This window comes from Bowmanella denitrificans (genome assembly GCF_039522935.1).
Classification (GTDB): Bacteria; Pseudomonadota; Gammaproteobacteria; order Enterobacterales; family Alteromonadaceae; genus Bowmanella; species Bowmanella denitrificans.
Genome location: NZ_BAAAEI010000031.1, coordinates 133,386 through 147,598 on the forward strand (window position 1 = coordinate 133,386; position 14,213 = coordinate 147,598).

Sequence of the window (14,213 nt, forward strand, 5' to 3'; positions counted from 1 at the left end):
TAAGGCAAGAGTCAGCCGTTACTCAGCGCGACCTCTAGTCTGGCTTCAGGTAACAGGCTTCGCATGCTTTCCTGCAACCTGGCCAGATTGATCGGCTTGCTCAGGTAAAGGTCCATACCTGCACTCAAACAGGCCTCTTCATCGCCTTGCATGGCATTGGCAGTCATAGCGATAACCGGGATATTGCTATAGTGTGGGCCTGCTTCACCCTGCCTGATACGACGAGTCGCTTCATAACCATCCATAACGGGCATCTGGCAATCCATCAATACTAATTTGTAGTCAGGACTGGCTTTTAATTTTTCCAGTGCATGCTGACCATTTTCAGCAATGTCTGTGTTAATTCCCAGTCGCTCCAACATGGACTTTGCCACTTGCTGGTTAATCTCGTTGTCCTCAACCAATAACACCTGAAGTGTGTCATTGTTAGCCGGCCGTTCGGCGATAGTGGCAGGCTTCTGTGAGCTGACGGTTCTGCCTTGCTGCCAGGCAATCAGTTCCCTGGCCAGTTCTGCCGAAGCAAAGGGCTTATGCAAATTGGCTCTGCTTAGCTGATAAAGCAGGGTAGCCGGACCGGTATGTGGATGAAATGCCAGAATTGGAGGGGCCATGCTTTTCAGACTTTTAAGTTGCGACTCGTCAGGCTGTTCGGACAACACATCAGCATCCATCAATAACAATGCCCAGGGGTGCTTGTGGCTCATACCTTCCTGAAGTTGGGTATTTACTTCACTCAGGCTCGCAACTGATTGAACAATGGCGCCCCAGGCTGCTAATTGTCTGGTGTAGATTTGCCTGGATAGCTCGTGTCTGGCGGCAACCAGAATTTTTTGCTTTTTAAGATCGGGGCTGGCTAAATCCTGTCCTTCTGATGCTTTGACTATTATCTGTAAACTAAAGCAACTGCCCTTGCCTTCTTCGCTTTGCAAACTGATCTCACCCTGCATCAATTCACAAAGCTGGCGACAAATGGCCAGACCCAGTCCTGTACCGCCATAATGCCGGGTGGTGGAAGCATCAACTTGAGTAAATGGGGTGAATAGATCTGCCTGGCGCAGCACAGGAATGCCAATGCCGGTATCTTCAATATCGATCAGCAGCTGTACGGCTTTATCGCGGGCTTCTGTGCGACATCTCAGTAAGATATGACCGCTATGGGTGAACTTAACCGCATTGCCAAGTAAATTGACCAGCACCTGACGGATTCTTCCCGGGTCACTAATAATCCAGGGGTGTTGTACTCCCTGGGCGTCTAAAAATAATTCCAGACCTTTACTTTGCGCACGATAAGCCATGGATTGGGCAACATCTGTGAGTAGCGGCTTAAGTTCAAATCGGGTGGATTCGATTTGTAACTGCCCGGCATCAATTTTGGAAAAATCCAGAATGTCATTGAGTAAGCCCAGCAGATACTCTGCGCTGCTTTTGGCGATGTCGGTGCGATATCGCTGTTCCTGATTTAACTCATCTGCCAGCATCAGGTCGAGCATGCCTAGAATACCGTTCATCGGCGTGCGAATTTCATGGCTCATGACTGCCAGGAATTCGCTCTTGGCCTGGGCTGCCTTTTCTGCACTTTCTTTGGCACTTAGCAGCTCCTGCTCTGCCTGGCGGCGCAAGTCAGCAGCATGTATGGAACCCGCCAGGGTAGCCAGTGAACTGATAAAGGCCTCTTCTGCTTTTGTCCAGCGCCGCATCTCCCCCATATGCTCTGCACACAAAAGACCGACTATACCGCTACCGCCAGTAATCACCGTGTCCAGCATTGAACTGATATTGTGGGGTTTAAGATAAATTTCGGCGAATTCTGAGGTACGAGGATCGTGCAGGGCGTCATTGGCGGCAATATGTGAATCCAGGTACATAGCGGCAAAATAGCGAGGGAAGTTCTCTCTTTTCAGCACTTCGCCCTGACTAAACATGCCTGTACAGCGTTGATATGACGCCAGACAATACAGACTGCTTTTATCATCAGAAAACATCCATAAACTAGTTCGTTCTACCTGTAAGCCCAGGTTTAACTGCTCAACCAGTGTATGTTTGGCTACCATTAATTCACCCTGCAGAATGGCCGGATGTACGGTCAGGCGAGCCAGTATTTCGTTGTGTCTGGCAATGGTCTCGTCGGCTTGCTGAGCGCGTTTGCGTGAATTGATATCCTGGAATGAGCCATAGAGTCTGACACACTGGCCATTCTGCATTTCCGCCTGGCAGGTCACAGATACCCAGATTTCTCTGCCCTTGGCGGTAACGGCCAGGAGTTCCAGTTCCCAGGAAGAGCCGTTTTCCGCTGCTTCGGCGATGGCTTGTACAAAGCGTTTACGGTATTCGCCTTCTTTTATAAAGGTAGCTGTATCGCCCAGTGCTGGCTTAAAGTCCTGCTCCACCTCCAGAATGTTTTTAGTCATCTGTGACCAGAACACCAAAGAGTGGCTTAGATCCTGTTCCCAGGCGCCAATACGGCCTTGTCTGCTCATGGCTTCAAGCATTTCCCGCTGTCTTGCCAACTGTTGCTCATGCATTCTTTCTTGTGTCACATCGGTAGCTGAAGCATACAGCTTGCCCGAGTGTACATCCGGTGTGGTGTTCCAGCGCAGGTAAACGAAGCGGCCATCTTTACATTTATATCTGTTGGTAAAGGAAATTGTCGGCACGCCCTGGTTCAGTTTTCTTATTTCCTCCAGGGTGACCCGGATATCCTCCGGGTGGACAAACTCCAGAAAAGGGCTAGTCAGAAGTTCGGCTTCGCTGTAGCCAAGAATGTTTTCAAACGCACGGTTTATGCGCTCAAAGTAGCCATTGGTGTTGGCAATACATAACAGGTTACGTGACAGGTCAAAAAAGTTTTGCAACTCCCGTTGAGATTTCTCCAGCTCCATGCTGGCCAGCTTTTGCGCTGTGATGTCCAGATGGGTACCGACCATACGCACAGGTTTACCTTCGTCGCTCCACTCCACCACCTTGCCGGTGTCCAGCACCCAAATCCAGTTGCCATCCTTATGTAACATGCGGGTTTCACAGATATAGTGGCTGGCTTGCCCCTGCCAATGACGGTCAAGCTGAGCATCTGAGATTGTCAGATCATCCGGATGAACCAACGACAACCAGGTATTGATCGTCAGGGGTTGCAGCTCCTCAATGCGATAGCCGACCATGGCTGCCCAACGTTCATTAAAGTGGGTTTTGCCACTGGCAATGTGCCAGTCCCATATGCCTACAGCGGTACTTTCCAGCACCAGCTCCAATTGTTCCCGCTGTTGTTTGAGCAAAGTCTCGGTCTGTTTCTGTTCAGAGATATCTTCAATGATGCACCAAATTAACTCCTGCCCCTGGCTATCTGTGATCAACATGCCATTTAACAGGACCGGAAAACGGCTACCGTCTTTGCGAATGTACTCTTTTTCATATGGGCCGAACTGACCGAGTTCTCTAAGTTGGCGAAGTTGTTCCTGCTCCTGCTGAAGATAACTCTTGGGAGTAATCTGCCAATAATTCAGTTGCAGAAATTCGTCTTTCTGATAGCCAGTAGCGTCCAGCAGGGCCTGGTTAACGTCCAGAAAACGCCCACTTTCAAAGTCGTTCAGTCCGATGCCAATGGGGGATAAATGAAACAGGCCTTTCAGGCGTTTTTCCTGATCGCGGCGTTTGGCCGCCAGTTTTAGCTGGGTGTATAAAGAGAGGAACAGGATCAGCGCGACCGAGACCAGAATAACGCGAAAAACCACGGCATTTTCTGCCTTGTTCGGCCACCCGCTGGCTGGAATTGCTGAAATCTGCCATTGGTTTTGCGGCAAGGTCACCTGCATCTGGACCGGATTGCTTGCCAGTACTTGCTGTTCGCCAAAGAAAATCTGTGGCTTGTTGCTACCCTCTTCGTTTTTGCTGATGGTGATACTGAGTTTAAGAGGTTCATTCAACAGGCCGCTGAGACGATATACCTGCTCTATATCTATTACCGCTGACACCAGTCCCCAAAATTTGTCAGTGTCATTCTCTGAGCGGGTACGTACGGGAATACGACTAATAAATGCCTGCCCACCCTGCACTAAATCAACCGGGCCTGCCAGTACCATATGCCCGCTCAGCATGGCCTGACGGGCGCTATCCATTTGATCCGGATGGGCCAGATAGTCAAGGCCAATGGCTTGCTCATTGCCTTTTATTGGGTAAATCATACGCAGCACCATATCTGGTGCAGCACCTATATTGCGAAGCTGGCTTTGCTCTCCCACCAGATGCCGGGCAATTTGTTCAAAGCGGGACTGGCTAATATCGGGTTCGGTTTGAATAACTGCCACCAGCCCTTGCACCACCTGAATATTACTGACAATCGCGCCTTCCAGTCTGGCGCGTATAATGCCAAGCTCGTCGGTCACTTCCCGCCTGCTGTTTTCCAGATAGCGTTGATTATTCAGGTGATCGGCATACAGGCCAAGGCTGATGAGTACGATCAGAATACTATATAAAAGCAGGTTACTGGGATGCGCCAGGCGGCGAAGTGTGGCGAAAGCCCTACTTTTTAATGGTGTAGTCAAATTGGCATATCCCTGTCTTGACCCTTCTATCGGGGTGATATCTCTTGTGTATCAATCTCCAAGAATAGTCGCAAGGGGAATTTATTCCGCGACGAGCTCAACAAAAAATTACCTTTTATGATTGAAAGCGCACTAAATGCGCCAATATCTGAGCTATCGAATTGTCGGGAGAGCGTTTATGTCAGCCTCTGTTCAACTGGTCTGCCCGTCCTGTGAAGCGATTAATCGCATACCGGCAGACCGGTTAAGCCATGCACCTGTGTGTGGAAAATGTCGTGCTGCCTTGATTGTGGCATCGCCAATCCAGGCTAATGATCACAGTTTGCAGCGTCATATCAGCCGTAGCGATTTACCTGTGCTGGTGGATTTCTGGGCACCCTGGTGTGGGCCTTGTGTGGGTTTCGCCCCAATATTCAGTGACCTTGCCAACCAAATGCAGCAGCAGGTCCGGTTTATCAAACTGGACACCCAGGAAAACCCCCAAAGTGGCGGGCAGTTTGGTATACGTTCTATTCCAACCCTGATACTTTTTCACCATGGTAAGGAAATCACGCGACTATCTGGTGCCTTACCTAAACAACAGTTCCACCAGTGGCTGCAGCAACAACTGCAGTCGCTGACTTAAACCACACAATCTGGAGTCTTTATGTCTCTGTCTATGTTCAATGCATCCATTCCTCTGCTTATGCAGGGGCTAAATAACTTATTGGTGATCCTTGGTAAAGCTGAGACGTTTGCCGAACAGAAGAAGGTTGCCTCTGACGTGATGGCCGCCAGTCGGCTGGCTATAGATATGGTGCCTTTAACCAGGCAGGTACAAATTGCCTGTGATACGGCCAAAGGCTGCGGCGCCAGGTTATCAGGTCAGGACAACCCCAGTTTTGCTGACGATGAAACCAACCTGCAGGAATTGCAGGCCAGAGTGCGCAAAACCCTGGCGTTTCTTGAACAACTTCATGCCGAGCAATTTGAAGGTAGTGACGACAAGGCCATTGTGCTGAATTTCCCCAGCATCACCCTGAATTTCAACGGCCAGGATTATCTGACCCAATTTGTGCTACCCAACTTTTATTTTCATCTGACCACGGCGTACGGCATCCTGCGCCATATTGGTGTGGATTTGGGTAAACGTGATTACCTGGGTAAGGTTGGCGGGGTCTGAGCTTCAACAAAAAAGGCGCCTGTTGCCAGGCGCCAAAGGGTTGAGGAATCGGAGAATGAAGCTAACTAGTGATTAATGAGTCGCAGCGGTTTGCATATCGTCTACGCTCAGGCGCAGACTTACCCGGCGGTCAAAGGCATCGCCATCCAGGCTGGGAGTGCTGTCCAGTGGATTGGCTTCTCCCAGGGCCTGACTGCTGATTCGGGATGCCGGTACGCCTTGGCGGACCAGTAATTGCTTCACCGACTCTACCCGCTCAGCTGAGAGTTGTTTGTTGCGCTGTTCGTCACCTCGGCGGTCAGCAAAACCAGCCAGCTCAACTTTCATCGATTTATTGCGTTTCACCGCATCGGCGAGTTCAGTCAGCTGTTGGCTGTAGATGGATTCCAGCGTGCTGGAGCCCGTGCGGAATTGTACATGCATGGTTAGATTGCTATCTTTACCGGCTTGCTCCTGTTCGCCAAGCGAGGCAAGTTGCATGCGACTTTTCTCCTCGCTGCTTTGCAGGCGGGTCAGAAGCTGCTGATTGGATGCCAGCAGTTGATTGATTTCTGCTTCATTTTGCGCCAGGGCCGTTTCCATTGACTTCATTTCCTTGTCAGCTGCCACCGAGTGGCCGACAAAGATACCTGAGACTCCACCTATGATGGCGCCCAGTGGACCACCAGCAATAGCGCCCACCAGCAGGCCGGAACCGAAACCGATGTTTTCCGCTTTCTTTATCTCCTGGTTGGCCAGGGCTGGGGTGGATAGAACCATCATCATGCTTGAAACCAATACTAACTTTTTCATCAATGCTCTCCTTACAAGGGAATATGTGTGTTGCGACAATTTGATTAAAACGCTGTTGGCTGGCACAAAAGAGGAGCAATAAAGGCAATACGCCGATGAATTGTGGCAAAAACATGGCATTTGCCCGGGGCGGCTAGTTTATGGTGTGGTTTAAGGTATAGTCCGCCTCATGCAAGAGGATTGTTGTTATGAGTAGAAGAATTGCCATTGTTGAAGATGAAGCCGCCATTCGTGAGAATTATGCAGCGGTCCTCAGACGTCAGGGCTATCAGGTTGCGACCTATGCCAATCGCCGCGAGGCGATGAGTGGTTTTGAACAACGTCTGCCTGACTTAGCCATCATAGATATAGGGTTACAGGATGAAATCGACGGCGGCTTTCTGCTCTGTCAGTCACTGCGTGGCATGTCGCCAACTTTGCCGATCATCTTCCTGACTGCCAGGGATTCGGATTTGGATACCGTGTCGGGATTACGCATGGGGGCGGACGACTATCTGACCAAAGATATCAGCATGCCACATATGACAGCCCGCATTTCAGCACTGTTTCGACGTATGGAAGCGTTCAGTCAACCCGACGACAAGCAGCAGCAGGTTCAGTGTGGCAGTCTGAGTCTGGATCTGAACCGTATGCAGGCGCGTTGGAAAGAGCTGGCGGTGGATTTAACCGTGACTGAATTTTGGATGGTGCATGCCCTGGCACGTTTTGCCGGCCATGTGAAAAGTCGCCAGCACCTGATGCAGGACGCCCGCGTGGTGGTGGACGACAGCACTATTACCTCCCATATCAAACGCATCCGCAAAAAGTTTGTACAACTGGACGATGCCTTTGACTGTATTGATACCGTTTATGGTATGGGTTACCGCTGGACGAGTGACAGGGACTGATGTTTGGCACTACGTAAGTTTCATCTTTTCGGCCTGCGCTTCAAGCTGCTACTGTTGTCAGGCTTTTTGTTCAGTATTCCCTGGCTTGGCTATGAATATGTGTGGGAAATGGAAAAGTATCTGCGTGCCGGCCAGGAAAGAACGTTGCTGGGTACTGTACGAGCGGTGGCAACGGCGCTGCATGAAAGGCCAAAGCTGTTTGATGCCCAGGCCAGTTACCTAAGTGTTGAGAAAGGCCGGGATCTCTATGCTTACCCAATTGTCGACCCTATCCGGTTGGATGGTGATTTGTCAGACTGGCGTCAGCAGCAGCATGCTTTGCACTATGGGCAGGATCACCTGATTAGCCAGCGCGATGGCAACAATCCGGTCAGCCTGAGCTTTAATCATCTTATTGGTAAGTATCGTCAGCACCTGTATGCCTATTTTGAAGTGTCAGACGATCATGTGGTGTATCGGCCCGCCAATAGTCTGAGCGTGGACAACAATGATTATTTACAAATCGCCTTTACCACGCCTGCGGGGGATTTTCGCCGTTATCTGATCGCCACAGCCAAACCCGGCTGGCTGACCCCATATGAAATGAATGTTCAGGACAGTTTGAGCAACCAGCCATTGAGGCCGGAGAACCGCATTCAGGGCGCATGGCGGGAAACGCCTCAGGGTTACAATATTGAATTACGTATTCCCCTGGAACTGCTTGGCAGTAAACTCAGTTTTGCTGTTACCGATGTGGATAGTCCGGGTGGGCAGGCCCTGGCGACGATTGGCACCTCAAATGTATGGGAAGAAGACAAACTCGGTACAGTGCTGGTTCCTTCACCGGAAATAGAGCTGATTTTAAAAGGCCTGGGGCATACCAACTCGCGGATTTGGGTAGTAGATCAACATCAGCGGGTACTGGCGAAATCCGGAGATATCAAGAATTCAGACGGTATCTGGAGTCGCCCCGCGACAACGACAAACGAAAACTGGTGGGAGCAAATTGCCAGACGCTGGCTGCATCCACTGTACTATAAATTTCTGACCCGGCCCCCCAGTGATTTTATTGATGAGTTATATGATGTTGCCAATTTACAGGGCAGCCATATTGAACAGGCGTTGCGCGGGCAGGCAGGCTCCAGTTGGCGGCTGACACCGGATAATAAAGCCGTGGTGTTGGCGGCGGCTTATCCAATTTATATTGATGATAAAGTCATGGGGGCGGTAATCGCCGAAGAAACCACCAACGGCATTCGCAGTTTGCGCAATCTGGCATTGGAAAAGCTCTTTACCTTGATGTTGGCGGTGATGCTGCTCGGTACTTTAGCGCTGTTTTTGTTGGCGTCGCGTATTTCCAGCCGGATCCGGCGGTTACGCGATCAGGCTGATGCCGCTATAGATGAACAGGGCCGAATCCGCAGTCAATTGAAGGCATCCAAGGTACAGGATGAAATTGGTGACTTGTCCCGCACCGTATCCGATATGGTGCAACGTTTGGGTCAGTATCACCATTATCTGGAAAGCATGTCATCCAGGCTTTCACATGAACTTCGGACCCCTGTAGCAGTGGTGCGCTCTTCCCTTGAAACCCTGCAGATGGAAGAAGAGAAACTGACAGATTCTGTTTATATGCAGCGTGCTCAGGAGGGTTTGAATCGCTTGTCTGCCATCCTAACCAATATGAGTGAAGCAACCCGGCTGGAACAAAGCCTGCAAAGCGCTGACAGACAGGAATATCTGCTTGATGAGGTGTTGGAGGGCTGCGTGCAGGGTTATCAGCTTGCTTACCCTGATACTGCATTGGTGCTTAAATTAGATGACCGTCAGCTTAAGGTTAACGGTGCCCCCGAGTTGTTTGCGCAATTGCTGGATAAACTGGTGGCCAACGCGGTGGAATTTGCCACCCAGGGGACGCCAGTGGAGGTGGTGCTAAAACGCCATGGTCGCAAAGCCGTGCTGGAAATCAGTAATCAGGGGCCGCTGCTACCAGCGCAAATGCAAGGTCGACTGTTTGATTCCATGGTCTCGGTACGACCGCCCAATCAGGCAGGTAAGCTGCCCCACCTTGGTCTGGGCCTGCACATTGCCAGGTTAATCAGTGATTTCCATAATGGTCAGATTAACTTGCACAATTTAGCAGATAACACGGGGGTGATTGTCAGGCTGACCTTGCCCCTGGTGTAATGCACCAAGGTGGTGCATAAACGGCAGTATACCCAGATCCCGGGATAAACGCGCTAGCGCCCGTCAAGCCTGAGCCACAGCGGCATAACAGGTTTTTGCCTGTCAAGTCACAAATGGCAAAAAAACTGACATTTTGTTTAATTTCTAGCCTTTTCATCATGGCAAAAAAACCGTAAACTTAGCGCCCTTTTGAACGGGGTGGATGTTTTTTGCACAGTGGTGTTATGCAGATTGGTCCTTACAAACTAGACAATAATCTGATCCTGGCACCGATGGCGGGGGTAACAGACCGCCCATTTCGGCAATTATGCAAACGCATGGGCGCCGGACTGGTGGTGTCAGAAATGCTGCTGTCCAACCCTGACGTGTGGAAATCCGACAAGTCCAAACATCGAATGGACCATGAAGGAGAAACTGGCATCAGATCGGTACAAATTGCCGGCGCTGATCCAGCGTTGATGGCGATGGCCGCTATTCATAACGTCGAAAGTGGCGCCCAGATAATTGATATCAATATGGGCTGCCCGGCAAAAAAGGTAAACAAGAAAATGGCGGGCTCTGCCCTGTTGCAATATCCCGAACTGGTTCGCGATATTGTTCGTGCAGTGGTGAGCGCGGTGGATGTGCCGGTGACCCTGAAAATCCGTACAGGATGGGACAGGGACAATAAAAACGGTGTGGACATCGCCAGAATAGCTGAAGGTGAAGGTATTCAATCCCTCGCTGTACATGGCCGCACAAGGGCTTGTATGTACAAAGGGGAAGCCGAATACGACACCATTCGAGCCATCAAGCAGGCGGTGAACATTCCCGTTGTCGCTAACGGGGATATTACCAGCCCGCAGAAAGCCAGCCAGGTGCTGGCCATGACGGGGGCTGACGCTGTCATGATTGGACGTGGAGCCCAGGGACGCCCCTGGATATTCCGTGAAATCGCGCATTATCTGGAAACAGGTGAGGTTTTGCCTTCACCTGCATTAGCTGAAATCAGGCAGGTGATGCTCGAGCATGTCAGCAATGTACACCAGTTTTATGGTGAGTTTTCAGGCGCACGTATCGCCCGCAAACATGTGGGTTGGTATTTGGCGGAACATGACCAGGATCGTCAGTTTCGTAGTCGATTCAATGCCATTGAGGATGCCGCTGAGCAAATCAGGGCCTTGGATCAGTATTTTGAACAGTTGATGGAACCGAAGCCTGGCTTCGCTTCTGTCGCCGAGTATCATTAACCTAAGAGCAAAGATAGTATTATGTTCGATCAAAACGTAACTTCTCCTTTTACCACAACGGTAACGACTCCTTCTCAAACTCAGGCTCAGAAGCCACTGCGCGACTCCGTCAAGCAAGCCGTCAACAAATACTTGAAACAGCTGGACAACACTAATATCGAGAACCTGTATGAGCTGGTTCTGGCTGAAGTTGAAGCGCCGCTCCTGGAAGAAATCATGACCTTCACCCGCGGCAACCAAACCCGCGCCGCCATTATGATGGGAATCAACCGTGGCACACTGCGTAAGAAACTGAAGCAGTACGGTATGAACTAAGGCCAATTGGCCACCGATGAAAAGAGCACCTGATGGTGCTCTTTTCATTATTCCGGTCGGCAATTGCAGTGCAATTGGTATTACACTGTGCCAGGCCAATCTCATGTTCTTCTATTTTCATGCCAAGAGGACTTCTTGATGGAAAATGCAAAACCCATCCGCCGCGCCCTGCTGAGCGTATCAGACAAAACCGGTATCTTAGAATTTGCTCAGGCTCTGGCAGCCATGGACATCGAACTGTTGTCCACCGGCGGCACAGCCAAATTACTGGCCGACAATGGTCTGAAGGTCACTGAAGTATCGGATTACACTGGTCATCCGGAAATCATGGATGGCAGAGTGAAAACGCTACACCCTAAAGTGCATGGCGGTATTCTCGGACGCCGTGGTCAGGATGAAGCGGTGATGGAACAACATGATATCCAAGCCATTGATATGGTGGTAGTGAATCTTTACCCGTTCGCTAAAACAGTGGAAAACGATGATTGCACATTGGAAGATGCCATTGAGAACATCGATATTGGTGGGCCGACCATGGTGCGGGCGGCGGCCAAAAACCACAATGATGTGGCTATTGTGGTGAATGCCCAGGACTATGCCAGGGTGCTGGAAGAAATGCAGAACAACAACACCAGCCTGACCTATGCCACCCGCTTTGATCTGGCTATCGCTGCTTTTGAACACACCGCCCAGTACGATGGCATGATCGCCAACTATTTCGGTGCCATGGTGCCTTCTCACGGTGAACCTTCCAGTGAAGGTTCGCAGTTCCCCCGTACGCTGAATCTGCAATTTATTAAACAGCAGGATCTACGCTATGGCGAAAACAGTCATCAATCTGCTGCATTTTATGTGGAAGCCGACGTGCAGGAAGCGTCCGTGGCCACTGCCCGTCAATTGCAGGGTAAAGAGCTGTCTTACAACAACATCGCCGATACCGATGCGGCACTGGAATGTGTGAAAGAATTCGATGAGCCAGCCTGCGTGATCGTTAAACACGCCAATCCTTGTGGTGTGGCGCTGGGCAGCGATATTCTTGAGGCTTACAATCGCGCCTACCAAACCGACCCCACATCTGCATTTGGCGGCATCATTGCATTTAACCGCGAATTGGATGGTAAAACCGCTCAGGCCATTATCGAACGTCAGTTTGTGGAAGTGATCATTGCTCCCAGTGTGTCTGCCGATGCCGTGGAAATCGTCAGTGCTAAACAAAATGTGCGCCTGCTGGAATGTGGTGACTGGCGCGGCCAGTTAACCGAAGAGTTTGACCTGAAACGGGTGAATGGCGGCCTGCTGGTGCAGGACCGAGACTTTGGTATGGTGGAAATGGACGATCTGAAAGTGGTTTCTAAGCGCCAGCCCAGTGAGCAGGAACTGAAAGATCTGCTGTTTGCCTGGAAGGTGGCCAAGTACGTTAAGTCTAATGCCATTGTGTATACCAAAGACGGTATGACCATAGGGGTGGGCGCTGGCCAGATGAGCCGGGTTTACTCTGCCAAGATTGCCGGTATCAAAGCAGCAGATGAGAACCTTCAGGTAGCCGGTTCTGTGATGGCGTCGGATGCCTTCTTCCCATTCCGTGACGGTATAGATGCTGCGGCAGCAGCAGGAATCAAAGCTGTGATTCAGCCTGGTGGCTCGATGCGTGATGAAGAAGTGATTGCCGCAGCCGACGAGCATGGTATGACCATGGTCTTCACTGGTATGCGTCATTTCCGCCATTAATCTGTAAGTCGGCCTGCGGGTCGACTTTCTGTTTGCTGAAGCCGGGGTATACTCGGGCTTAAAACAAGGACAATGGGAGAACAGAATGAAAGTATTGATTATCGGCGGCGGCGGTCGTGAACATGCGCTGGCATGGAAGGCTGCCCAGTCTGAACAGGTTAGTCAGGTGTTTATTGCCCCAGGTAATGCTGGCACCGAACTGGAACCGAATATCCAGAATGTTGCCATTGGTGCAGAAAACATTGGCGGTTTACTGGCATTTGCCCAGCAGGAAAAAATCGACCTGACCATTGTCGGTCCTGAAGCCCCGTTGGTGCTTGGCGTGGTAGACAAGTTCCAGGCCGCTGGTTTGCGCATTTTTGGTCCCAGCCAGGCGGCCGCCCAGCTTGAAGGCTCCAAAGCCTTTACCAAGGACTTTCTGGCCCGCCATAACATTCCCACTGCGGCTTATCAGACTTTTACTGAGGTTGGCCCTGCACTGGATTATGTTAAGCAGCAAGGCGCGCCTATTGTGGTAAAGGCCGATGGCCTGGCCGCTGGTAAAGGCGTTATCGTCGCCATGACGGAGCAGGAAGCGGAAGATGCCATTCGTGATATGCTGGCTGGCAACGCCTTTGGCGATGCCGGTAGCCGGGTGGTGATCGAAGAGTTTCTGAGCGGTGAAGAAGCCAGTTTTATTGTGATGGTGGATGGTAAAAATGTGCTGTCCTTTGCCACCAGTCAGGATCACAAACGTGTGGGCGATGGTGATCAAGGGCCAAATACTGGCGGCATGGGAGCCTATTCTCCGGCGCCCGTAGTTACCGCTGATGTGCACCAACGCATTCTGAACGAAGTGATTTTCCCCACCGTACAGGGCATGGCATCTGAAGGGCATCCTTATGTGGGCTTTCTGTATGCCGGCTTAATGATTACCAGCGACGGCACACCTAAAGTGATCGAATATAACTGCCGTTTTGGTGACCCTGAAACTCAGCCCATTATGCTGCGTCTGCAATCAGACCTGGTCGGTTTGTGTGAAGCGGCGCTGGATGGCAAGTTGGATAACACTCAAATCGACTTTGATGCTCGCGCTGCCGTGGGGGTGGTTCTGGCTGCCAAGGGCTATCCCAGCGATTACCCTAAAGGTGACGTGATCAGTGGTTTGGGCAATGGCGAAAGCGCTACTGCAAAAGTGTTCCATGCTGGTACCAAAATGCAGGAAGGACAGGTTGTCACCAATGGCGGTCGGGTACTTTGTGCCACAGCATTGGGGGAAACAGTGAGCGAAGCGCAGCAGAACGCTTATAAACTGGTTGAAGAAATTAGTTGGAACGGCATGTTTTGCCGAAAAGATATTGCCTGGCGTGCTATTGCCAGGGAACAGGGCAAGTAAACCCAATACCATTAAGGCCCTGAA

Annotated in this window: 10 protein-coding genes; 8 read left to right on the forward strand and 2 right to left on the reverse strand. The window is 50.8% G+C overall.

The window, feature by feature from the left end; translation table 11 throughout:
- Positions 1 to 11: 11 nt before the first annotated feature.
- Entirely contained in the window at positions 12 to 4,535 is a 4,524-nt protein-coding gene (locus ABD028_RS21865; RefSeq protein ID WP_343847479.1) for a PAS domain S-box protein, read from the reverse strand.
- Positions 4,536 to 4,713: 178 nt separating this feature from the next.
- On the opposite strand from ABD028_RS21865, the gene trxC reads away from it, so the two are divergent.
- Together trxC and ABD028_RS21875 are read left to right on the forward strand one after the other, a co-directional pair.
- A complete protein-coding gene (gene trxC / locus ABD028_RS21870; RefSeq protein ID WP_102794848.1) occupies positions 4,714 to 5,160 on the forward strand; it encodes a thioredoxin TrxC in 447 nt (148 codons plus the stop codon).
- 21 nt (positions 5,161 to 5,181) lie between these two features.
- Positions 5,182 to 5,697, forward strand: a complete 516-nt coding sequence (locus ABD028_RS21875) for a DUF1993 domain-containing protein (RefSeq protein ID WP_343847480.1) — start codon at positions 5,182 to 5,184, stop codon at positions 5,695 to 5,697.
- A 72-nt stretch (positions 5,698 to 5,769) separates the two neighbouring features.
- Here the strand turns inward: ABD028_RS21875 and pdsO are convergent, their stop codons facing one another.
- The gene (gene pdsO / locus ABD028_RS21880; RefSeq protein WP_172449199.1) at positions 5,770 to 6,489 is read right to left on the reverse strand and encodes a sortase-associated OmpA-like protein PdsO; all 720 of its coding nucleotides are present in this window, start codon (positions 6,487 to 6,489) and stop codon (positions 5,770 to 5,772) included.
- Positions 6,490 to 6,677: 188 nt separating this feature from the next.
- Between pdsO and pdsR the strand changes: the two genes are divergently transcribed.
- The 6 genes from pdsR to purD all read left to right on the forward strand — a co-directional run bounded on the left by pdsR (position 6,678) and on the right by purD (position 14,189).
- Positions 6,678 to 7,376 carry a proteobacterial dedicated sortase system response regulator gene (pdsR, locus tag ABD028_RS21885; protein ID WP_343847481.1) on the forward strand — a complete coding sequence of 233 codons (699 nt, stop codon included), beginning with the start codon at positions 6,678 to 6,680 and terminating at the stop codon, positions 7,374 to 7,376.
- 3 nt (positions 7,377 to 7,379) lie between these two features.
- Complete coding sequence (pdsS, locus tag ABD028_RS21890; RefSeq protein WP_343847482.1) at positions 7,380 to 9,542, forward strand: proteobacterial dedicated sortase system histidine kinase; 2,163 nt, start codon at positions 7,380 to 7,382, stop codon at positions 9,540 to 9,542.
- 224 nt (positions 9,543 to 9,766) lie between these two features.
- A complete protein-coding gene (gene dusB / locus ABD028_RS21895) occupies positions 9,767 to 10,771 on the forward strand; it encodes a tRNA dihydrouridine synthase DusB (RefSeq protein WP_343847651.1) in 1,005 nt (334 codons plus the stop codon).
- 21 nt (positions 10,772 to 10,792) lie between these two features.
- Positions 10,793 to 11,086 carry a DNA-binding transcriptional regulator Fis gene (gene fis, locus ABD028_RS21900; protein ID WP_102794436.1) on the forward strand — a complete coding sequence of 98 codons (294 nt, stop codon included), beginning with the start codon at positions 10,793 to 10,795 and terminating at the stop codon, positions 11,084 to 11,086.
- Between the two features lie 138 nt (positions 11,087 to 11,224).
- Positions 11,225 to 12,814 carry a bifunctional phosphoribosylaminoimidazolecarboxamide formyltransferase/IMP cyclohydrolase gene (gene purH / locus ABD028_RS21905; protein WP_102794435.1) on the forward strand — a complete coding sequence of 530 codons (1,590 nt, stop codon included), beginning with the start codon at positions 11,225 to 11,227 and terminating at the stop codon, positions 12,812 to 12,814.
- Positions 12,815 to 12,899: 85 nt separating this feature from the next.
- Complete coding sequence (purD, locus tag ABD028_RS21910) at positions 12,900 to 14,189, forward strand: phosphoribosylamine--glycine ligase (protein ID WP_343847483.1); 1,290 nt, start codon at positions 12,900 to 12,902, stop codon at positions 14,187 to 14,189.
- Positions 14,190 to 14,213 lie beyond the last annotated feature (24 nt).

Coding starts and splice junctions, on each gene's coding strand:
- trxC (WP_102794848.1), top strand. CDS start 4,714: ATGTCAGCCTCTGTTCAACTGGTCTGCCCGTCCTGTGAAGCGATTAAT.
- ABD028_RS21875 (WP_343847480.1), top strand. CDS start 5,182: ATGTCTCTGTCTATGTTCAATGCATCCATTCCTCTGCTTATGCAGGGG.
- pdsO (WP_172449199.1), bottom strand. CDS start 6,489: ATGAAAAAGTTAGTATTGGTTTCAAGCATGATGATGGTTCTATCCACC.
- pdsR (WP_343847481.1), top strand. CDS start 6,678: ATGAGTAGAAGAATTGCCATTGTTGAAGATGAAGCCGCCATTCGTGAG.
- dusB (WP_343847651.1), top strand. CDS start 9,767: ATGCAGATTGGTCCTTACAAACTAGACAATAATCTGATCCTGGCACCG.
- fis (WP_102794436.1), top strand. CDS start 10,793: ATGTTCGATCAAAACGTAACTTCTCCTTTTACCACAACGGTAACGACT.
- purH (WP_102794435.1), top strand. CDS start 11,225: ATGGAAAATGCAAAACCCATCCGCCGCGCCCTGCTGAGCGTATCAGAC.
- purD (WP_343847483.1), top strand. CDS start 12,900: ATGAAAGTATTGATTATCGGCGGCGGCGGTCGTGAACATGCGCTGGCA.